This window comes from Streptomyces sp. H39-C1 (assembly GCF_027158125.1).
In the GTDB taxonomy this organism is placed as follows: domain Bacteria; phylum Actinomycetota; class Actinomycetes; order Streptomycetales; family Streptomycetaceae; genus Actinacidiphila; species Actinacidiphila fildesensis.
The window spans coordinates 162,593-182,165 of sequence record NZ_JAPVLS010000002.1 but is presented as its reverse complement, the minus strand read 5'-3'; the positions used below and the strand labels follow the sequence as shown (position 1 = coordinate 182,165).

The 19,573-nt window shown below is 70.6% G+C and carries 21 protein-coding genes and 1 pseudogene; 15 read left to right on the top strand and 7 right to left on the bottom strand.

Annotated features, from left to right (window positions below; genetic code table 11):
• Positions 1 to 47: 47 nt before the first annotated feature.
• From O3W51_RS02290 to O3W51_RS02280, 3 genes are all read left to right on the top strand, one after another.
• Complete coding sequence (locus O3W51_RS02290; RefSeq protein WP_187144723.1) at positions 48 to 728, top strand: hypothetical protein; 681 nt, start codon at positions 48 to 50, stop codon at positions 726 to 728.
• Positions 728 to 2,014: a nucleotidyl transferase AbiEii/AbiGii toxin family protein gene (locus tag O3W51_RS02285; RefSeq protein ID WP_138351507.1), complete on the top strand. Its 1,287-nt coding sequence runs from the start codon at positions 728 to 730 to the stop codon at positions 2,012 to 2,014. The genes O3W51_RS02290 and O3W51_RS02285 overlap by 1 nt, the downstream gene beginning before the upstream one ends.
• A 224-nt stretch (positions 2,015 to 2,238) precedes the next feature.
• Positions 2,239 to 2,658 carry a nuclear transport factor 2 family protein gene (locus O3W51_RS02280; protein WP_138351506.1) on the top strand — a complete coding sequence of 140 codons (420 nt, stop codon included), beginning with the start codon at positions 2,239 to 2,241 and terminating at the stop codon, positions 2,656 to 2,658.
• 76 nt (positions 2,659 to 2,734) lie between these two features.
• On the opposite strand, the gene O3W51_RS02275 is transcribed toward O3W51_RS02280, so the two are convergent.
• A complete protein-coding gene (locus O3W51_RS02275; RefSeq protein ID WP_138351619.1) occupies positions 2,735 to 3,307 on the bottom strand; it encodes a TetR/AcrR family transcriptional regulator in 573 nt (190 codons plus the stop codon).
• Between the two features lie 383 nt (positions 3,308 to 3,690).
• Here O3W51_RS02275 and O3W51_RS02270 point away from each other — a divergent pair, with 383 nt between their 5' ends.
• From O3W51_RS02270 to O3W51_RS02260, 3 genes are all read left to right on the top strand, one after another.
• Positions 3,691 to 4,440, top strand: coding sequence for a tRNA-dependent cyclodipeptide synthase (locus O3W51_RS02270; protein ID WP_232485381.1), 750 nt, complete (start codon positions 3,691 to 3,693; stop codon positions 4,438 to 4,440).
• Positions 4,430 to 5,638 carry a cytochrome P450 gene (locus O3W51_RS02265; RefSeq protein WP_138351504.1) on the top strand — a complete coding sequence of 403 codons (1,209 nt, stop codon included), beginning with the start codon at positions 4,430 to 4,432 and terminating at the stop codon, positions 5,636 to 5,638. The genes O3W51_RS02270 and O3W51_RS02265 overlap by 11 nt, the downstream gene beginning before the upstream one ends.
• Positions 5,639 to 5,780: 142 nt before the next feature.
• On the top strand, positions 5,781 to 8,324 hold the full coding sequence (locus O3W51_RS02260) for a discoidin domain-containing protein (RefSeq protein ID WP_244808968.1): 2,544 nt from the start codon (positions 5,781 to 5,783) through the stop codon (positions 8,322 to 8,324).
• A 49-nt stretch (positions 8,325 to 8,373) separates the two neighbouring features.
• Here O3W51_RS02260 and O3W51_RS02255 read toward each other — a convergent pair whose 3' ends face one another.
• The gene (locus tag O3W51_RS02255) at positions 8,374 to 9,336 is read right to left on the bottom strand and encodes a helix-turn-helix domain-containing protein (RefSeq protein WP_138351503.1); all 963 of its coding nucleotides are present in this window, start codon (positions 9,334 to 9,336) and stop codon (positions 8,374 to 8,376) included.
• Positions 9,337 to 9,542: 206 nt separating this feature from the next.
• On the opposite strand from O3W51_RS02255, the gene O3W51_RS02250 reads away from it, so the two are divergent.
• Positions 9,543 to 10,115: an ATP-binding protein gene (locus O3W51_RS02250; protein WP_164292601.1), complete on the top strand. Its 573-nt coding sequence runs from the start codon at positions 9,543 to 9,545 to the stop codon at positions 10,113 to 10,115.
• Here O3W51_RS02250 and O3W51_RS02245 read toward each other — a convergent pair.
• On the bottom strand, positions 10,026 to 10,976 hold the full coding sequence (locus O3W51_RS02245; RefSeq protein WP_138351501.1) for a GlxA family transcriptional regulator: 951 nt from the start codon (positions 10,974 to 10,976) through the stop codon (positions 10,026 to 10,028). The genes O3W51_RS02250 and O3W51_RS02245 overlap by 90 nt on opposite strands.
• A 212-nt stretch (positions 10,977 to 11,188) precedes the next feature.
• Between O3W51_RS02245 and O3W51_RS02240 the strand changes: the two are divergent.
• From O3W51_RS02240 to O3W51_RS02220, 5 genes and pseudogenes are all read left to right on the top strand, one after another.
• Positions 11,189 to 11,605, top strand: a pseudogene (locus tag O3W51_RS02240) (DJ-1/PfpI family protein); the annotation flags it as partial.
• Positions 11,602 to 11,940, top strand: coding sequence for a hypothetical protein (locus O3W51_RS02235; protein ID WP_138351500.1), 339 nt, complete (start codon positions 11,602 to 11,604; stop codon positions 11,938 to 11,940). The pseudogene O3W51_RS02240 and the gene O3W51_RS02235, both read left to right, overlap by 4 nt.
• A complete protein-coding gene (locus tag O3W51_RS02230; RefSeq protein ID WP_138351499.1) occupies positions 11,937 to 12,404 on the top strand; it encodes a DUF2269 family protein in 468 nt (155 codons plus the stop codon). The genes O3W51_RS02235 and O3W51_RS02230 overlap by 4 nt, the downstream gene beginning before the upstream one ends.
• Before the next feature lie 2 nt (positions 12,405 to 12,406).
• The gene (locus tag O3W51_RS02225) at positions 12,407 to 12,718 is read left to right on the top strand and encodes a DUF3817 domain-containing protein (protein WP_138351498.1); all 312 of its coding nucleotides are present in this window, start codon (positions 12,407 to 12,409) and stop codon (positions 12,716 to 12,718) included.
• Positions 12,719 to 12,802: 84 nt separating this feature from the next.
• Entirely contained in the window at positions 12,803 to 13,771 is a 969-nt protein-coding gene (locus O3W51_RS02220) for a pyridoxamine 5'-phosphate oxidase family protein (protein ID WP_138351497.1), read from the top strand.
• On the opposite strand, the gene O3W51_RS02215 is transcribed toward O3W51_RS02220, so the two are convergent.
• On the bottom strand, positions 13,761 to 14,174 hold the full coding sequence (locus O3W51_RS02215; protein WP_138351496.1) for a hypothetical protein: 414 nt from the start codon (positions 14,172 to 14,174) through the stop codon (positions 13,761 to 13,763). The genes O3W51_RS02220 and O3W51_RS02215 overlap by 11 nt on opposite strands.
• 10 nt (positions 14,175 to 14,184) lie before the next feature.
• Here O3W51_RS02215 and O3W51_RS02210 point away from each other — a divergent pair, with 10 nt between their 5' ends.
• A complete protein-coding gene (locus O3W51_RS02210; RefSeq protein WP_244808969.1) occupies positions 14,185 to 14,964 on the top strand; it encodes a hypothetical protein in 780 nt (259 codons plus the stop codon).
• Here O3W51_RS02210 and O3W51_RS02205 read toward each other — a convergent pair.
• Together O3W51_RS02205 and O3W51_RS02200 are read right to left on the bottom strand one after the other, a co-directional pair.
• Positions 14,959 to 15,507, bottom strand: a complete 549-nt coding sequence (locus tag O3W51_RS02205) for a DoxX family protein (RefSeq protein ID WP_138351495.1) — start codon at positions 15,505 to 15,507, stop codon at positions 14,959 to 14,961. The two genes, O3W51_RS02210 and O3W51_RS02205, sit on opposite strands and share 6 nt — an antisense overlap.
• 106 nt (positions 15,508 to 15,613) lie before the next feature.
• Positions 15,614 to 16,198 (bottom strand): helix-turn-helix domain-containing protein, encoded by a 585-nt coding sequence (locus tag O3W51_RS02200; RefSeq protein WP_269283297.1) that lies wholly within the window; start codon positions 16,196 to 16,198, stop codon positions 15,614 to 15,616.
• A gap of 78 nt (positions 16,199 to 16,276) precedes the next feature.
• On the opposite strand from O3W51_RS02200, the gene O3W51_RS02195 reads away from it, so the two are divergent.
• Positions 16,277 to 17,209, top strand: coding sequence for a class I SAM-dependent methyltransferase (locus O3W51_RS02195; protein ID WP_138351493.1), 933 nt, complete (start codon positions 16,277 to 16,279; stop codon positions 17,207 to 17,209).
• Between the two features lie 65 nt (positions 17,210 to 17,274).
• Positions 17,275 to 18,735, top strand: coding sequence for an MFS transporter (locus O3W51_RS02190; RefSeq protein WP_198357901.1), 1,461 nt, complete (start codon positions 17,275 to 17,277; stop codon positions 18,733 to 18,735).
• Here the strand turns inward: O3W51_RS02190 and O3W51_RS02185 are convergent.
• Positions 18,728 to 19,573, bottom strand: an 846-nt coding sequence (locus tag O3W51_RS02185; RefSeq protein WP_269283288.1) for a UbiA family prenyltransferase, incomplete at its 5' end; no start/stop codon positions are given. The genes O3W51_RS02190 and O3W51_RS02185 overlap by 8 nt on opposite strands.

Sequence of the window (19,573 nt, the reverse complement as noted above, 5' to 3'; positions counted from 1 at the left end):
GCCGATATCGGCTGGCTGTCCGGACACCGGCCTGTCATCGTCCAGGGATGTCCGGTCAGCAGCATCACCAAGCCGTGGCGTCGGTTCCCTACGTCCGCGGCGCCCTGGAGACACACATCACGGTGGCATGCCCGGCTGCCGGGACCGGGATCGCCCGGCTGGCGGACTGGGCCGCGTACCGCGGATTGAGTTTCGCCCATATCGTGCTCGCCCGTGGCCGGACCCGCTCCCAGCCCATGCTGAACCTCCGGGGCGAGGGATCGGCCACGGAACACGTGGAGAACGCCACCGGCGTCGCGTCCGAACTGGCGGCGGACGGCTACCGGGCCGTCCGGATCAAGACGGAGGCCGTCCCCTGGGCCGCCGGGGTGCCGCAGGACGACGTCGCGGCCGCCGCTCTCGAACCCGACCTGTACTTCGAGCACCATGTGAAGTTGCTGCTTCCCACCCGGCACGACCGGCTGCTGCTGGAGCGGCTGGCCCGCCCCCACATCGCGCACGTCTCATGGAACGCCCGACGTGTTCGCGAGGACGGCCTGGAGGAGCGCTTCATCACTCAGCGGTGCCGGGGCGTCGGTCGAGGCACTGCCGAACGGCGGCTGACCGCGCTGCTCCACGATCTGAACGCAGCCGACTCCCATGTGCTCGAGGTGGAGCGGGAGTTCGTCCTGCACGACACCAACCTCTCTCTGGACGACGGTTGGATATCTCAGGAGGTCTCACGTTGATGTCACCGACGGACAGCGCCGACGACTGGGCACAGCTGCGGGGCAGCCCTGTCGATATTCCGCACTCCCCTCTCGACGAGGAGACCCGGCTCCGCGGGGACTTCCCCCGAACCTTGCTGGCGTCGCCCGACGGAATGAGCCAGTCGTTGGTCTTCGAGCCCGCTCTGAAGCAGTTCTCCAACGCGTACCGGGCGGGCGAGCCGCGGTTCGCGGACGAGGAGGCGGGGCGGATCTGGCATCAGGCGCGCAGGACCGTGCTCGATGTCGTGCTCGCCTCGATCGCGAACGGTCCCTGGACACAGCATCTGGTGCTGCGCGGCAGCGTGTTGATGGCCACGTGGTTCAAGGAAGCGGCCCGCGACCCGGGCGACCTGGACTTCGTCGTCGTCCCTCAGGACTGGCGGCTGGACGAACCGCGCACCACGGAACTGTTCTTCGGAATCGCGCGGGACGCGGCGGCCGCCGGCGCCGACAGCGCCGTCCGCATCCATGCGGACAGCATGATCACCGAGGAGATCTGGACCTACGACCGGGTGCCCGGTCGTCGCATGCTCCTGCCCTGGACGGCGCCCGGATGCGCCGGCGGGACCGTTCAGCTCGACCTGGTGTTCAACGAGACCCTGCCGGCCCCGGCGGAGCTCACCGAGCTCCTGCCGCTGGGAGACGGTCCCGGCTGCCGTCTCTGGGCCGCGTCGCCGGCTCTGTCACTTGCGTGGAAGCTCCTGTGGCTCATCACCGACCTCCACCCGCAGGGCAAGGACCTGTACGACGCCGTGTTGCTGGCCGAGAGCGCTCCTCCGCCGTACGAACTGGTTCGGAACACCTTCGTCCTGACCGGCGTCGAGGGATTGCGGCCTCCCAGCTCCTCGTGGACCGAGACACTGGCCGTCGAGCAGGGCTGGGAGCACTTCACGGCCGAGTATGCACAGGTGGCGGGAACCGCCGCGGAGTACCGGGACCGGCTCCTGCGGGCTCTGACGCCGTTGCTCACCGCCTCGGAACCACCCGGCGAGGACACGTACGACCGATGGGTCCGCTGGCTGGGACCACTGATCGAGTCGACCCGTGCGACCGCCGGCAACGACCCTGCGCCGGCCCTCGGGCACCTCGCGGGAGGCGGCTGGGACGGCCTGATGGCGGCTGTCGTGATCGTGCGGGAGGTCGCCGGGCGGCAGGCACTCGACCTTGAAGGGGCCCTGCATGCGGTCCTGGACAGTGGTGACAGCTGGCGGACCTGGCGGGAGAGGCCCGAATGGTGGCCCGACGTTCTCGACCGACTGAGCTGAGCGCGCCGGCCGCGGCGGGGTCGCCGAGCACCAGCGCCACGGGTTCGGCGCGGTCCGCCTGACCATGGAGGGTGACCGTTTCGCCCCCGCGCGGCGCCGGCGACGATAGGCGCCCAGGCCGGGCGAACCGTTCGCCAACCAGGCCGGACCTTGCGCGAGAACCAGCGTTCTCCTAAGCTGCGAAGTGAGGAGAACGCTGGTTCTCCCATGGGAAGGGATACATCATGTCCGAGCAGAGGCCGCCACTGCCGCCGTTCACCGCCGAGAGCGCCCAGCAGAAAGTAAGGGCCGCCGAGGACGCCTGGAACAGCCGTGATCCGGAGCGGGTCTCGCTCGGGTACACCGAGGATTCCGAGTGGCGCAATCGCGACGTGTTCATCACCGGCCGGGCCGAGATCGTGGAGTTCCTGCGCGCCAAGTGGGAGCGGGAGCTGGACTACCGGCTCCGCAAGGAACTCTGGGCCTACACCGACCACCGCATCGCGGTGCGCTTCGAGTACGAATGGCACACCGACCAGGGCCAGTGGTACCGCAGTTACGGCAATGAGAACTGGGACTTCGACGAGAACGGCCTGATGCGGCGCCGCTACGCGAGCATCAACGACCTCGCCATCACCGCCGACGAGCGCCGCATCTCTCTCTGACGCCGCCCGCCCGGACGGCCTTCACCGTCCGAGGAGGGCCCCGCCGAGCCCCGGCGGGGCCACTCGCCGTCGCCGGTCAGGCGGGGCGGGGGCCGCCGGTGGATTCGAGGATGATGCGCACCGCGTCCTTTGCCTGGCGGGCGGGCTGGGGAGAGCCGGAGATCGCGGCCGTGGTGATGGCGCCCTCGGCCAGCAGGGCGACGTGATCGGCGACCCAGGCCGGTTCGCCGGCGGCGGCCACGAGATCGGCGAGATACCGCCGGAAGGCGTCCTTGTGGGCGCGGGCGATGGCGGCCACTTCCGGCGAGGTCGCGCCGAGTTCACCGAACGAGTTGATGAAGGCGCAACCGCGGAAGTCCGGCTCGTCGAACCAGTCGTGGAGCCAGTCGAAGACCGCCAGCAGGCTCTCGCGCGGCGACGGCCGGGCATCGGCGTACTCGGCCAGCCGGCGCCGCCAGGCCTCGTCCCGCCGCCGCAGGTACGCCTCGACCAGGTCCCCCTTGGAGGGGTACAGCTGATACAGGCGCTTCAGGGAGACACCGGAGGTGGACCGGATCTCGTCCATCCCCACCAGCTGGATCCCGCGGTCGTAGAACAGCGCCTCGGCCGCGTCCAGGACACGCGCCTCGGCCAGCTCGGGACTCAGCACTTCCACCCATCTCCCCGCATATCGAGAACCATCGTTCTCCTATGGTAGCAACAACCCGGGAGACCTCCGGAAATACCGGCAGGCGGCGCAATCCGTTCCCGCCCCGCCCTCCCGTGGCCGGGAATCGACAGGGTCACGTCATTGAACGACCGCCATGGCCCGACCACCCCGGAGGTGACGCCCCATCAATCGGAGAATCCTCAGCAATTCACCGCCCCTCATGGTGTGTTGATACAAGGCGACGTCATGTCCCATTCATGTTCATCTCGCGAACCGGATCCCCCGTTGACACTCTCCGTGGCCGGGCACTAACTTCTCGCATTGTCGCCACACCAGGAGCACAAGGCTCCCCGGGACTAGCGACACCGAAGGACGCTCTCCAGTTGACGACAGCGACCGAAATCTTCGAGATTCAGTCCTGCACACCGGTTGCGACAGCGGCCGAAGTCTTCGAGGTGCAGCCCTACACCTCCCACTGCCAGGTGATCCGCGCCGAGGGCGACCATGCCGTTATCGGTGTGTCGCCGGGAAACAGTTACTTCTCTGCGCAGCGCATCACGGATCTCGCCCGATGGGGCATCGACAACTTCCGGCAGGTCGATTTCGTCTATACCGACCTCCATGTCGCCGAGATGTACGAGGCATCCGGCTATACGCCCGATGATGCCCGGCGCAAAGCCGTCAAGAATCTGCGCGGCGTGCGGGCCAAGGTGACCAATGCCGTGGAAGCCGCCTCCTACGGGGGGAGGCTCAGAGCCCACGCCATGTCGGATTTCCTGGACATCCCGGCCTACCGGAGAATCCACGACCGCCTCTGGGCTCTTCTGGACACCGATCCGGAGTTCCGCAGGACCTGCGACACGCTCGTGGACTCGTTCCTCACGTCCAAAGTCCTGGACGGGAAGGCCAGCACCGAGCGGCAGCGCGAAGTATGCCTCAAGTACGTATGCGCGGAGGCCCCCTTGTTCCTGGACACCCCCGCCATCCTGGAGGTTCCCTCCTCCCTCAACTGCTACCACCAGCTCCTGCCGATGGCCGAACTTCTCTACTCGCGCGGATTCGGACTGCGAGCCTCCCGCAACCAGGGCCATGCCATCGTCACACCCGCACAAGGAGACCCCGATGTCCGTTGAGACGCTGCTCGACCCGCAGGCCGGGACGCTGCTCGACTTCCCGTTCTCCTGGCGCGGCGATCAACTGCCGCACGAGATCGACGCCTTGCGCAAGGAGCCCGTCAAGCGGGTCCGGACGATCGCCGGCGACGAGGCGTGGCTGGTCTCCTCCCATGCCCTGTGCAAGCAGGTGCTGGAGGACACCCGGTTCAGCCTCAAGGACACCTCGATGCCGGGTGCGCCGAGGCAGTACGCCCTGACGATCCCGCCCGAGGTCGTCAACAACATGGGCAACATCACGGGGGCGGGGCTTCGCAAAGCGGTGCTCAAGGCCATCAACCCGAAGGCCGACGGCCTGCTGGACTGGATGCGTTCGCACGCGGCCGGGCTGGTCGACGGGCTGCGGGCGCAGGGCGCTCCGGTGGATCTGCGGGCGCAGTTCTCCAATCCGTACTCGGAGGCGATGCACTGCCGCATCCTGGGCATTCCGCAGGCCGACGCTCCCCGGCTGGCCGCGAGTCTGGACATCGCGTTCATGAACTCCGCCTGCCCCGTCAGCGGTGCGAAGCTCAACTGGGACCGCGACATGGCGTACATGGTGGAGCGCCTGGACGACCCGGCGACGACCGGGCTGATGGCCGATATCGCCGCGCTGCGCAAGGACCCGGAGTACGACCACCTCACGGACGAGATGCTCGCCACGGTCGGCGTGACGATGTTCGGCGCGGGGGTGATCTCGACCTCGGCGTTCCTGACGATGGCGGTGTTCTCCCTCATCCAGCACCCCGAGACCTGGGCCGAACTGCGCGAGGACCCCAGCAGGATCCCTGCGGCGGTCGACGAGTTGCTGCGGATCAACCTGTCGATCGGTGACGGTCTGCCGCGGCTGGCCCTCGAGGACGTCCTGCTCGGGGATGTGGAGGTCAAGAAGGGCGAACTGGTCCTGGTGCTCGTCGAAGGCGCCAACTTCGACCCCGAGGTGTTCGCCGATCCGCACCGACTGGATCTCGGCCGTGAGAACACCGCGGCGCATCTGTCGTTCGGCGGCGGCCAGCACTACTGCCCGGCCACCGCGCTGGGCAAGAAGCACACCGAGATCGCCCTGGAAGTCCTGCTGGAGCGGATGCCGGACCTGCAGCTCGCCGTCCCCGTCGAACAGCTCGTATGGCGGACCGGGTTCATGAAGCGGATGCCCGAGCGGCTCCCCGTCATGTGGTAGCAGCCGACGGTCCTCGCCCGTCCTGGAAGAGCCGGGGCGGGCGAGAACCTCTTTACAGTGGCGCTCCTTACTGACACGGTCGGGCCATCGCCGGGTTCAATTGGGGGGCACGGCGGTCGCTGACGTGTCTGGGGGGACCGTTGTGCCGTTTCTGACCTCGCGTTTGCCGTGGCTGCTCCGCCGGCGCTCGCGGTGGCTGATCCTGACGTCGCTCACCGCGGTCGCCGCCGCGTTCGTGCCGTTCCTGGCGGCGGGCGGGCCTGCCGTCGCGGACGGCCGTCCCGCCGTCCCCGTGGTGGGCGGTACGGCTCCGCCACCCGCTCCGCACCACGGTGTCGCACCGGCGTCCGCCATGGTGCCGATCGCTCCGGTCCTGTCCAGGGCCGGCTGGACGGCGGCCGCGAGCGACGAGGAGACGGTCGGGGAGAACGGGCGGGCGGCCAACGTCCTGGACGGCGACGCCGCCACGTTGTGGCACAGCAAGTGGACGGCGCCCGCCACCGCGCTGCCGCACAGCCTCACCATCGACATGCACCGCACCGCCGTGGTGTCCGCACTCGTCTACCGGCCGCGCAGCAGCGGTGCCAACGGCCGGGTCGGGGTCTATGCCATCGCGCTCAGCGCGGACGGGCTGACGTGGACGCGGCCCGTGGCCACCGGCACCCTGCCCGACGACGGCACCATCAAGACGCTGAACTTCGCCGCCCAGGGAACCAGGTTCGTCCGGCTGACCGCCTCGACGGAGGCCGGAAACCGTGGCCCGTGGACCTCGGCCTCCGAGATCAACCTGCTGGGCGATCCCGGTCTGCCCGCCTCCGTCGTCGAACTTCCCGTCACGGGCTGGACGGCCACGGCCAGCGACGAGGAGACCGCCGCGCAGAACAACCGCGCCGGCAACGTCCTGGACGGCGACGCCACCACCCTGTGGCACAGCAAGTGGTCCGGCACTCCGACCGCGCTGCCGCACTCCATCACGCTGGACATGCACGCCAACCAGCGGGTCTCCGCACTGAGTTACACGCCGCGCGTCTCGGGGGCCAACGGCCGGATCGGCGCCTACACCGTGACCGCCGGTCTCGACGGGGTCACCTTCGGGGCTCCGCTGGCCACCGGGACGTGGAAGGACGACGACACGGTCAAGAGCGCCACCTTCACGGCGCCGACCACCGCCAGGTTCGTGCGTCTGACCGCCACCAGCGAGGCGGGCGGCCGCGGACCGTGGTCCTCCGCGGCCGAGATCCGCCTCAGCGGGCCCGCGGACCCGGCCGTCGCGGGCCTGTGGAGCCCGGTCACCGGCTTCCCGCTCGTACCGGTGGCCACCGCGCTGCTGCCGAACAACAAGCTGCTCGCCTGGTCGGCGTACGCCACCGACCGCTTCGGCGGCAGCAACGGCTACACCCAGACCGCCATCATGGATCTCACCACCGGCCAGGTCACCCAGCGGCGCGTCGACAACACCGGTCACGACATGTTCTGCCCCGGCATCGCGATGCTCGCCGACGGCCGGGTGATGGTCACCGGTGGCAGCAACGCCGCCCGCGCCAGCATCTACGACCCCCGCACCGATACCTGGAACGCGACCGCGGACATGAACATCCCCCGCGGCTACCAGGCCATGACGCTGCTCTCCAACGGCGACGCCTTCGTCATCGGCGGATCCTGGAACGGCGGCCAGGGAGGCAAGGACGGCGAGGTCTGGTCCGCCGCGACCGGCAGCTGGCGCAAACTCCCCGGCGTACCGGTCACGACCACGATGACGGCGGACCCCGCCGGGCCCTACCGGGCCGACAACCACCAGTGGCTGTACGGCACGTCCAACGGCCGGGTGCTCCAGCTCGGGCCCGGCAAGCAGCTCAACTGGATCGACACCACCGGCAAAGGCACCATCACCCCGGCCGGCGTGCGCGCCGACAGCCCGGACGCGATGAACGGCAACGCCGTCGCCTACGACATCGGCAAGCTCCTCACGCTCGGCGGTGCCACCGCGTACGAGAACGTCAACGCCACCAACCGCGCCTACACCGTAGATCTCACCGCCGGCCCGCAGCCCGTCAGCGCCCGCACCGGCGACATGGCCTTCGCCCGCTCCTTCAGCAACAGCGTCGTCATGCCGGACGGCAAGGTCGCCGTCTTCGGCGGCCAGTCCCGGCCCGTTCCCTTCTCCGACGCCACCTCGGCCATGACCCCGGAGATCTGGAACCCGGCCACCGGCGCCTTCACCCGCATGGCGACGATGGCCGTACCCCGCAACTACCACAGCGTCGCTAACCTGCTCCCCGACGGCCGGATCTTCTCCGGCGGCGGCGGACTGTGCGGCGACTGCGCCACCAACCACTTCGACGGGGCGATCTTCACCCCGCCGTATCTCCTCAACCCCGACGGCACGCAACGGCCGCGGCCGGCCATCACCAACACCCCGCCCGCGACAGCCGGCTACGGCGCCATGCTGACCGTCACGACCAGCACGCCGGTCACGGCCTTCGCCCTCGTCCGCACCGGAGCGGCCACCCACTCCACGGACAACGACCAACGACGTGTGCCACTGACGTCCCATCAGGTATCGGCAGGGCTCTACGAACTGTCCGTCCCCACCGACCCCGGCGTGGCACTGCCCGGCACCTATCTGCTGTTCGCCCTGAACGCCGCCGGAGTACCCAGCATCGCCAAGACCATCACCATCGGCTGACGGGACCGGACCGACCGCTGGGGGCACCCGGCGGCCGGCCCCGTGCCGGCTACAACCAGCCGCGCTTGGCCGCCTGCAGGCCGGCCTGGAAGCGGGTCTTCGCGTCCAGTGCGTCCATCAGGTGGGCCACGCGGCGGGTCATCGTCCGCTGGGTGATGCCGAGCGCGCGGGTGATCGTGGCGTCCTTCATGCCGGCCGCCAGCATGGACAGCAGCTCGTGGTCCGCGGGAGCCAGTCCCCCTGCCGCGCCCTTCTTGTCGACCGCCAGCGGGGTCGCCCGTTCCCACAGCAGGTCGAAACAGGTGACCAGGGCCGTCAGGAGCGGAGAGGGGTGGACGAACAGGGCCGCCATCGACTCGGTCGCCTCGAAGTTCAGCGGGATCATCGCGGCGCGCCGGTCCGCGATGAGCATCTTCATCCGCACCGCCGGCAGGCTCCGGGCCTGCTCACCCGCGTCGATGCAGTCCTGGACGAAGTGCATGCGCCCTTCGAGCGACACCGAGTCGTAGATCACCCGGCAGCTGATCCCGCGCCGCAGCAGCTGGAATTCGATCGGGTTGAACGTCGGGCTGCTGAAGTACGGAGGGCAGTCGATGACCTGCATCTCCTCCGCCGAGCCGAGCTGCATCTGCTCGACGCGGTTCAGCTGCGCCTCACGGCCCTCCACCAGTTCGACCAGCTCGCTGGGGTGGCCCGCGTCGGCGCCCTGGAACCGCAGGGCGAGCGAGCGGACGTGCGCGCGGAGCTCTTCCAGTTCCTGCTGCCGACGGGAAGCGAGTGAGCCGACGGCCGCTTCGGGAGGTGACGCGACGTAGCGCACGGGTGAGCCCGTCAGCCGGGTGATCAGGCCGGCGTCCGCCAGGCGGCCCAGGGCCGGACGGATGCGGGCCGCGGTCGAGCCGTCCAGTACGGCCAGCTGTGCGGCGGTGCTGCGGGGTGCGGAGAGAAGATGCAGGTAGAGGGCGCTTTCGACCTCGCCGAGCCCCACGGGCGCCAGGAAACCGTCGGACACCGGACCCCCAAATGGGTGCGTCTACTTATGGTCAATGTCTACTATCCGGCATTCCCCTCAGGAAGAGGTCGGTTTACGGTGGGTTTCAGCCAGTCCGTTCGAACCACTGGACCGGCCTCCCCAGCGGCAACATTCCGAAACGGCCCCGCTCGGCCTACGGACACGTCACCCGGGTTCGATGCCGCCCCACCGGAAGGATCCGCGCTGTGCCGGTCTCCATCCAGTCCCAGCTCCGCCAACGCATCTTCACCGTGCCCACCGTCGCGCTGTCGGTGCCCACCGCCCGGCGCCGCGCCCGGGCGCACTTCGCAGCGTGGGATCTGGACGTGGAGCACCCGGTGGTGGAGACGGCCCTGTTCATCCTGACCGAACTGCTCACCAACAGCGTTCAGCACACCGCGCACCGGTCGCCGACCGCCGACATCATCCTGGCGCTGGGCCCGCGCAGTCTCATCGTCGCCGTGCACGACCGCCATCCCCACTGCCCCCGCCCGACTCCCGAACCACATGCCGACGGAAGCGGCGGCTGGGGACTGCGGCTGGTGGCGGAGCTCGCCGCCGAGGCTCTGGGCAGTACCCACACGCACACCGACGCCGACGAGCAGGGGAAGACGCTCCTCGTCCGGCTGCCCCGCCCCGACCGGACCCTGCCGTGCACCCGTGACGTCCGCGTCGACGTTGCCGTCGGTTCAGGCGGCGGAACGGCGGAACGAGGACCGGTAGCCGTACGGAGTCACGCCGACGACCCGTTTGAATCGCTCGCGGAACGCGGTCGGTGACCCGAAACCCGCTTGCGTCGCGATCCGTTCCACCGCGTAGTCGGTGGTCTCCAGCAGGAACTGTGCCCGGCGCACGCGTGCTCGCAGCAGCCACTGCAGCGGCGTGGTGCCGGTCTGCTCCCGGAACCGCCGGCTGAAGGTCCGCTCACTCATCCCACCGCATGCCGCCATGGCTTCCAGGGTGATGTCCTGTCCGAGGTTGTCCTCGATCCAGGAGAGCACCGGTTCCAGGAGCGATCCCCGCGGTACGGGTGGCTGCTCGTGGACGATGAACTGGGCCTGACCGCCTTCCCGTTCCAGCGGCACGACCGCCAGCCGGGCGGCGTCGGCCGCCACGGCGGAACCCAGGTCCCGGCGGATCATGTACAGGCACAGGTCCAGGCCGGCCGCCGCTCCGGCGGAGGTGAGGAGCCGGCCGTTGTCGACGTACAGGACATCGGGCTGCACGTCGACGAGAGGAAACAGCTCGGCGAACCGGTCCGCCGCCACCCAGTGGGTCGTCGCGCGCAGTCCGTCCAGCAGGCCTGTCGCCGCGAGGATGAAAGCGCCGCTGCAGATCGAGGCGATGCGGGTGCCCGCAGCGGCCGCGGCGCGCAGCGCGTCGAGAACCTCGGGCCCCGGCGGCGGGGCGTCTTCCGAGCAGCCCGGGACGATGATCGTGTCCGCGTCCGCCAGCGCCTCCAGACCCCAGGGAACGCGCAGGGTGAACGTCTCGCTGGCCACCTCCGGCGTGGCGCCGCAGACCCGCACGCGGTACGGGCGGCGCCCGTCGGGAAGGCGGGTACGCCCGAACACCTCGATGGGCGTCGCCATGTCGAACGGCACCACCTGATCCAGGACAAGGACTGCGACCGTATGCATGCAGTACACGATAGATGAGTTCTCGCCACAGGATTCAAGCAGTGGTCAAGTTCTTCTACCGTGGGATTGAGCATGTCAGGAGCGTGGCGAGAACCCGTTGGCATTTGTCGTTCCAGCCCATGGGAAGCCTCCGGCGGTCCGCCTAGCGTGTGGTGCGGCACCGCTGAGAAGGACGAAGGAGAGACCGCCCGTGCTTGCCCAGATCGTGTTGTTCGCTGCAGACCGGCCTGCCCGGTCCGATGGAGGAGGCACTGCGTCGCGAGGACACCATCGTCGCGACGGTCTGCGGCGGTTCGCTGATCCTGGCCCTGGCCGGCCTGATCGAAGGCCGTCACGCGACCACCCACCATCTGGGCCTCGAACTGCTGGAGGCCACCGGAACCCGGCCCGTACAGACCCGGGTCGTCGACGACGGAGACCTCGTCACCGGGGCCGGCGTCACGTCCGGTCTCGATCTCGCCCTGTACCTCCTCGATCGCGAGATCGACCCGCGCGTCGCCCACAGCGTGGAGCGGCTCTTCGCCCACGAGCGACGCGGCGTCGTCTGGTCCACCCGCGGACAGGCCCCCGCTCTCGCCCTCCGAACCACCCTTTCCCACTCCGCGACCGAAAGCGCATCTGCAACGTGACTGCCGAAGGCATCGGGAATCCGACGATCGACACCCCACTGGGCAAACAACATGTCAGGACGGAAGGGGTCCTGCGGCCGGACGGGTCCTGGCACGGAACGGCCCGCGACCGGCGATCCGGCGAAGAGGTACCGCTGACCGACATCGCCGTCGACGGCGGCAGGTTGACGTGGAAGCAATCCATCCCCAAGCCCTTGCGGCTCCACCTCGTGTACGCCCTTGTCGTCGACGGCGACCGGCTCACCGGCAAGGCCAAGGCAGGACGTCTGCCCGCCGCCACGGTGACCGGTGAGCGGGCGGACGCAGCAGAGCCGGAGCCCGGCGTCCTGTCATGACGAAATTCCTCCTCGCCGTCCACGTCCTGGTCGCCATCGTTGCGATCGGTCCGGTGACCGTCGCCGCCAGCATGCTGCCCGCCGCGGCTCGCCGTGCCCAGGCGGCGGGCCCGGACGCGCCGTCCATCGCCACGGTCCGGCTCCTGCACCGCATCTGCCGCGTGTACGCCGCGATCGCGCTGGCGGTCCCGGTCTTCGGGTTCGCCACCGCCAGCAGCATGGGTGTCCTCGGCGACACCTGGCTCATCGTCTCCATCGTGCTCACCGCGGTGGCCGCCGGCGTCCTGGCGCTCCTGGTGCTGCCGCGCCAGGACGCCCTGCTGACCCAGCTCGACGAGGGGTCGCCACCCGTCGACCGCAGCGCGACAGCGCGGCTGGCGATGTTCACCGGGATCTTCAACCTGCTGTGGGCCGCGGTGACCGTCCTGATGATCGTCCGCCCCGGTTCCACCACAGGAGCATGACCATGAACCGCACCCGGCAGCCGCTGCGCGTCTCCGCCGCCGTCGAACTGGCCTCCCTCGTGATCCTGTTGGCCAATCTGTTCACCGCGCACCTGCCCGCGATCTCGTCGCTGGCCGGCCCTGTCCACGGCTGCGCCTATCTGTTCACCATCGTCGCCGGCGCCCGTGACCCGGACAGAACCCCGCGCACCACGGCCCTGACACTGATCCCCGGCATCGGCGGCCTCCTCGCCCTGCGCCGGCTGGGCATCCGGCCCACGCGCCCGACCCCTTCCGAGCTAACGGATACAAGCCCATCCAGCCATTTGCCATGAGCGGGCATCCGTGGCATTGTACTAATGGATGGAGCTTTTTCTATCCATTAGTACCGGTGAGTGCTCCCACGGAAGGCGTTCACGATGTCCCAGCTCCCGCAGACCGGCGCAGCCGCCAGGACAACTCCCACGACCGCCCCCACCGGATTCCACGACGGAGAACTCGCGGTCCAGCGCCGCGCCGGATCGCTCGGCGCGGCCGCCCGGCTGTCGGGCATGCTCGCGCCACCGGACCTCACCGGGGGTGCGAGCCGCTTCCTGGAAGCGCGTGACCTGGCCGTCCTCACCGCCCGGGACCACGACGGAACGCTGTGGACCTCACCCCTGCGCGGCGCCCCGGGCTTTCTCGACGGCCACGACACGACCCTGCGGGTCCACGCGCTGCCCTCGCCGGGCGATCCGCTGGCCGCACCGGGGCCGGCACCCGCGCAGCCGGTCGGCCTCGTCGCGATCGACTTCGCGAACCGTCGCAGGCTGCGCGTCAACGGCACCCTGGACGCCCTCGACGACACCGGCTTCACCGTGTCGGTCGACCAGGCGTACGGCAACTGCCCGCAGTACATCCAGCAGCGCCGTCTCCGCCCTGGATCCGGAGCGGGCTCCGGGGCGGGGACGGGCACGGACGGACGCCACACGACCCTGGACGCCGACGACCTGCGGTTGATCGAACGGGCCGACACGTTCTTCCTGGGCACCACCCATCCGACCCGCGGTGCGGACGCCTCCCACCGCGGTGGCTCGCCCGGCTTCGTCCGTGTCCGGCCCGACGGACTGTGGTGGCCGGACTACCCGGGCAACAACATGTTCAACAGCCTGGGCAACCTCGCCGTCGACGACACCGCCGCCCTGCTGTTCGTGGACTTCGCCACCGGCGCCACCCTTCACCTCTCCGGCTCGGCCGAGGTCCGGTGGGCGGAACCGGGCACTCCCGGAGACGACGGCGGGACCGGACGCCGGGTGCAGTTCACCCCGCACCACATCGTGACCGGCGAAGCCCCGCTGCGGGCCGACGCCTTCAGCGCCTATCCGCGCAATCCGCGGCTCACCGCCTGACCTGCGCCGTGGCAACCCGCTGCAGAGCCTCCTCGGGCGGATACTGGTCGCGCCCTGACGCCGCCTCGTCCGAGGAGCCGCAAATGGCCACGCCTCCCGCCCGCCCCGCTGCCGGTCCTGTCGGACGCCGGTCGCTGTTGTGGGGCGCGTCGTCCGTACTGGTGTGGGCGACGGGGTGTTCGAACGGCACGACGGCGCCGTCGTCCACCGGCACCTCGCGCAGCTCCGGGCCGCAGACACCGTCCACCACAGCCACACCGTCCACCTCGACCACATCGACCACCGCGACCGCCGCGACCGCCGCACCCGCGTCGTCCGCCGCGACGTCCGTACGTCCCAGCGCGACGCTGCCCGTAGCCGCGCCCTGGCGGCCGGGTCCGGGCGAGATCGAACCCGCGGCCAAACGGAGTGCCGTGGCGCTGATCGAGGCGCTCGGATCGTGGCGGGCCGGGCAGGCCGGGGAGCGCCGGGCCGCGGCGCGGGCCGCCGCGCTGGGCATTCCCGCCGCGCTCGCGGGCCAACTCGCGTCGCAGGCCGGCAGCCTGCTGGGATCGGGGGACGAAGCGAGTCTGCAGGTGATCGACGCGCAGTACGGCGGCCTCCTGGCCGACACCGCGAGCGTCCTGGTGGTGTGCCGCCAGTGGAGCAGGAACGGCACCGGAGCCGTCATCAACGGCGGCACCACGGTGGACGTACGGCTGAGCCGGACGGGCTCCGGCTGGAGCGTCACCGCGCTGCACCCGGCGGTCGCGGAGCCTGCCGCCACGTCACCGAGCGCGGCGACGCGCGCGGTGCTGGCCCGCTCGACCATCGAACTGCCGCCCGCGTCGGCCGCTGACATCCGCAGCGGCACCGTGCACGACAGCGTGCTCCAGGCGATGCTGCGGCTGGCCGACACCTACCGGATGTCGGTGAGCGTGGTGCGGTCCGGCCATCCGCTGGACGTGTTCGGCACCAGCCGTCCCAGTGACCATCCGGTCGGCAGGGCCTTCGACGTCTGGCGCATCGACGGCCACCCGGTGGTCGACCCGGCCACCCCACGCGCACTGATCACCGCGTTCATGCGGGCCGCCGCGGCGGCGGGCTCGTACAACGTCGGCGGGCCCGTGCTGCTGTCGGGAGGTGTGACGTCGAATCAGTTCTTCTCCGACGACACGCATCACGACCATGTGCACATCGGCTTCTCGTCATGACGTTTCACCGTCGTCCTGTGCGAAGTCGTCGCCCTCGTCCGCCTGCGCGTTGGCCCGCTTCGTGACGACGGCGGCGGCCATCAGCACACTGCCGACGAAGGCCACCGCGACCACCCACGGCCGGTCGAAACGGTGGCCGGTGGCGTGGTCCAGGGCGTAACGGCCCGCCCCCGCGATACCTACCGTGGCGGCGGTGAACCCGAGGAACGCGGGGTATTCGAACCCGCCGCCCTGGGCGAAGAATCCGGCCGGCGCGTGGACCGCCACGGCACCCGCCATGGCACCCGCCGCTGCCGCCCCGGCGGCGGGGGTGCCCAGGCCCAGTGCGAGCAGCGCTCCACCGCCCGCCTCACCGAGACCGGCGGCGAGCGCGCTCTCCCGGCCGGGCGTGAACCCCATGTGCTCCATCGCGGCCGCGGTCCCGTCCAGGCCCCCTCCGCCGAACCAGCCGAACAGCTTCTGCGTCCCGTGGGCCATCAGCACCGCCCCGGTGCCGACCCGGAGGGTGAGCAGACCGAGGTCCCGTCGGTTGATGCACGTCATCGCTGTCTCCAGGTGGGTGGCTGCGCTCGAACGGCTACGGACATACGTCTCCACTGTCCGTGTCACGAGCCGTGTCCGCCCACGGCCATGGGCCATCCGGGCTCCGTCATGCGCTGGGCTTGGCGCGGACGTGCATGCGCTCCCCCTGCCTCCCGAAGAGGCTGAGGATCTCCACGGGCCGCCCGTCCGCGCTGCCGAACCAGTGGGGCAGCCGGGTGTCCCACTCGGCGACCTCGCCGGGGCCGAGGACCAGATCGTGCTCGGCGAGGACGAGCCGTAGCCGGCCGTCCAGCACATACAGCCACTCATAGCCCTCGTGCGTACGGAGAACCGGCTCGGCACCCCGGTCGGGGATGACCATCTTGTACGCCTGAAGGCGGCCCGGACTCCGGGACAGGGCTACGGACGTACCGCCGTTGGGCAAGGCACGGGGGGTCAACCGCACCCGGGGATCACCCACTTCGGGAGCGCCGACCAGCTCGTCCAGAGCCACGTGGTAGGCGCCGGCGAGCGGCAGCAGCAGTTCCAGGCTGGGGCGGCGCTGTCCGGACTCCAGCCGGGAAAGGGTGCTCTTGGAGATGCCGGTCGCCTCGGCGAGCGCGGCCAGGGTCAGGCCGTTCTCGGCGCGCAGCCGTCTGAGCCGGGGTGCGACCTCGTCGAGGACCGCTTGGTGGGGCGGCGGGGTGTCCATGCGGGCATTCCATCCCGCTGTCCCGGAATTGGCAACAAGAGTTGCCGCTGCGTTCCCGGCAGGTGCACGCTCCTCGCCATGAACCCACACAGCGCCTCCGGCCACACACACGCCCACGCCCACGGGCACCACCACACCGACATCGACTGGGAGGTCATGGCCGCCCAGCTGGAGACCAGCGGCGAGTTGCAGCTCCCGGTCCTCCGGCGGATCGCGGCCGTTCTGAGCGAGCGGCTCGGGCCGGAGAAGGAGGTCCGGCGCGTCCTCGACATCGGCAGCGGACCGGGCGTGATGACCTGTGTGCTCGCCGAGACCTTCGCGAACGCCGAGGTGGTCGCCGTGGACGGCACACCCGGGCTGCTGGACCGTGCCCTGGCCCGTGCCGGGCGGCTCGGCCTCGGCGGCCGGGTGGCCGTCCGGCACGCGGAGCTTCCCGAAGGTCTGGACGGTGGTGACGAGCACGGGGAGGGCGGACTCGGCACCGCGGACGTGATCTGGAGCAGCAAGGCCGTGCACCACCTCGGCGATCAGCAGGGCGCGCTGGACGCGCTTGCCGGGCTGCTGCGGCCCGGCGGGCTGCTCGCCGTGGCGGAGGGCGGCCTGCCGGCGCGTTTCCTCCCGCGCGACATCGGCATCGGCCGGCCGGGTCTCCAGGCCCGGCTCGACGCCGCCCAGGAGCAGTGGTTCGAGACGATGCGGGCCGAGTTGCCCGGCAGCATCTCCGTGGCCGAGGACTGGCCCGCGATGCTCGGCCGCGCCGGGCTCGTCCGCACCGGCGGTTTCACGTCGCTGCTCGACCTGCCGGCACCTCTCGGCGAGGCGGCCCGCACCTTCCTGCACACGCATCTGAACCGGCTGCGGGAATCGATGAGTGACCACCTGGACGCGGACGACCGCTCGACGCTCGACGTGCTGATCGATCCCCAGGCACCGGAAGGCATCCTGCGCCGGCCGGACGCCTTCCTGCTCTCCGCCACCACGGTCTTCACGGGCGTGCGCCCTGCTGCCTGACCTTGCCGGGCCTACCGAGTGCGCGAGTTCGCGAGTTCACGAGTCACCAGGAGACGGAGTTCACCGTGAAAATCATCAGTGCGGGACCAGACGCGACAGCGGCCGGGCATACGGTGCCGACGCCTTCGGTCAGGTGGGCGCTCGCCGGGCTCTCGCTGTCCATGTTGCTGTCCTCGCTCGGCACCAGCGTCGCCAATGTCGCCCTGCCGACACTGGCGCAGGCATTCACCGCCTCGTTCCAGCAGGTCCAGTGGATCGTCCTCGCGTATCTGCTGGCCATCACCACCGTGATCGTCAGCGTCGGACGGCTCGGTGACCTCATCGGCCGCCGACGGCTGCTGCTGGGCGGAATCCTCCTGTTCACGGCGGCCTCGGTGCTGTGCGGTCTCGCGCCCACGCTCTGGTCGCTGATCGCCGCCCGGGCGGCGCAGGGGCTCGGAGCGGCCATCATGATGGCGCTCACCATGGCGTTCGTCGGTGAGACGGTGCCGAAAGCACGAACCGGCAGCGCCATGGGGCTGCTCGGAACGATGTCCGCGGTCGGCACCGCCCTCGGTCCGTCGCTGGGCGGCGCTCTGATCGCGGGACCCGGCTGGCGGGCGATCTTCCTTGTCAACGCACCGCTGGGCATCCTGGCTCTCCTCCTCGCGCACCGTCATCTGCCCGTCGACCGGCAGAGACCCAGGACCGACCGGGCGGCCTTCGACCGGGTGGGAACGCTGCTGCTCGCGCTGACCCTCGCGGCCTATGCGCTCGCCATGACCATGGGGCGCGGAAGTTTCGGTTCGCTCAACGTGGCTCTGCTGGTGGCTGCCGCCATCGGTGTCGGTCTCTTCGTCCGCGCGGAGACCACGGCGGCATCACCTCTGATCCGCTTGGCGATGTTCCGCGATCCCGCGCTGAGCGCGAGCCTCGCCATGAGTACGCTCGTCTCGACGGTCATGATGGCCACGCTGGTGGTCGGGCCGTTCTATCTCGCCCGTGCGCTCGGGCTCCATGAGGCACTGGTCGGACTGGTGCTGTCCGTCGGTCCGCTGGTCGCCGCGCTCACCGGAGTACCCGCCGGCCGGATCGCGGACCGTTTCGGCGCCCACCGTATGACCGTCCTCGGACTCGTCGCCATGACGGCCGGCTCGTTGATCCTGTCCCTCACACCGGCGGGCCTCGGCATCGCCGGCTACCTCGTCCCCATCGTCGTCATCACCGCCGGCTACGCGGTGTTCCAGACGGCCAACAACACCGCCGTCATGACAGATGTCCCGCCGGACCGGCGGGGCGTCATCTCCGGCATGCTCAATCTCTCGCGCAATCTCGGTCTCATCACCGGCGCCTCCGTCATGGGCGCCGTGTTCGCCCTCGCGGCGGCGACGAACGACATCACCACAGCGGCCCCCGACGCCGTTGCCACCGGTATGCGGATCACGTTCGCGGTGGCGGCGGCCCTGATCGCCGGCGCACTCGTCATCGCAGTGGGAGGCCGCGCGCTCACCCGGCGGATCTCCCCCGCGGAGGACCCGGTCAGATGATCGCCGCACCGCGGCCCACGAGCAGGGCCACGTCCAGCGCCGCCACCACGACGGCCGCGGCGAAGGCCGCCCGCTCCCACTGACGGCCCACCACCGATCCGGCAACGGCGACGAGTACGGCGGCGAGAAGTGCCGCCGCGCTCCGAGCGCCGGGTGGACCGGGGGGTCCGAGGACCAGCAGCGCGGTCGCGGCCACCAACGGCAGCGGGAGCAACAGGCGGGTGGCGGAGGTGCCCAGTCGCTGCGGCCACCCCCGGACACCGGCCGCGAGGTCGTCGCGGATGTCCGGCAGTACATCGCCCAAGTGGGCGCCCACTCCCAACAGCGCTCCCGCGCAGACGAGCCACCAGGCCGGCCACGGGTGCCCCGGCAGGCTCAGCGCAACGAAGGCCGGCAGGCTCGCGAAGCCCGCCGCGTAGGGCAGCCAGGACCAGGCCGTCGACTTGAGGCGCAGGTCGTACGCCCAGGCTGCGGCGACCCCCGCCAGATGGACGGTCCCCGCGAGCGGACCGCAGGCGAGCGACAGCGGCACGCACAGGGCCAGGGCGCACCACGCGGCCGTCCACACGGTCCTGACGCCGACCGCGCCGGCCGCGATCGGCTTGTCGCGGCGGCCGGCGGCGATGTCACGGCGCGCGTCGAACGCGTCGTTGCACCAGCCCACCGACAACTGGCCGGTCAGGACGGCCGCGGCGATCAGCGCGGTGCTCACGGCGTTGTGGCCCGCGGCCCGGGCCAGGACGGTCAACAGCACCGTGACAGCCGCCGTCGGCCCGGGGTGGCAGGACCCCGCGAGGGCCCGCGCCCGGAACCACGTCGAGCCGGTGCCCCCTCCCCC

What these genes read in the sequence shown, in the direction of transcription:
- O3W51_RS02290 (WP_187144723.1), top strand. Translation starts at nt 48, where the DNA reads ATGTCCGGTCAGCAGCATCACCAAGCCGTGGCGTCGGTTCCCTACGTC.
- O3W51_RS02285 (WP_138351507.1), top strand. Translation starts at nt 728, where the DNA reads ATGTCACCGACGGACAGCGCCGACGACTGGGCACAGCTGCGGGGCAGC.
- O3W51_RS02280 (WP_138351506.1), top strand. Translation starts at nt 2,239, where the DNA reads ATGTCCGAGCAGAGGCCGCCACTGCCGCCGTTCACCGCCGAGAGCGCC.
- O3W51_RS02265 (WP_138351504.1), top strand. Translation starts at nt 4,430, where the DNA reads ATGTCCGTTGAGACGCTGCTCGACCCGCAGGCCGGGACGCTGCTCGAC.
- O3W51_RS02245 (WP_138351501.1), bottom strand. Translation starts at nt 10,976, where the DNA reads ATGCATACGGTCGCAGTCCTTGTCCTGGATCAGGTGGTGCCGTTCGAC.
- O3W51_RS02230 (WP_138351499.1), top strand. Translation starts at nt 11,937, where the DNA reads ATGACGAAATTCCTCCTCGCCGTCCACGTCCTGGTCGCCATCGTTGCG.
- O3W51_RS02225 (WP_138351498.1), top strand. Translation starts at nt 12,407, where the DNA reads ATGAACCGCACCCGGCAGCCGCTGCGCGTCTCCGCCGCCGTCGAACTG.
- O3W51_RS02220 (WP_138351497.1), top strand. Translation starts at nt 12,803, where the DNA reads ATGTCCCAGCTCCCGCAGACCGGCGCAGCCGCCAGGACAACTCCCACG.
- O3W51_RS02205 (WP_138351495.1), bottom strand. Translation starts at nt 15,507, where the DNA reads ATGACGTGCATCAACCGACGGGACCTCGGTCTGCTCACCCTCCGGGTC.
- O3W51_RS02200 (WP_269283297.1), bottom strand. Translation starts at nt 16,198, where the DNA reads ATGGACACCCCGCCGCCCCACCAAGCGGTCCTCGACGAGGTCGCACCC.
- O3W51_RS02195 (WP_138351493.1), top strand. Translation starts at nt 16,277, where the DNA reads ATGAACCCACACAGCGCCTCCGGCCACACACACGCCCACGCCCACGGG.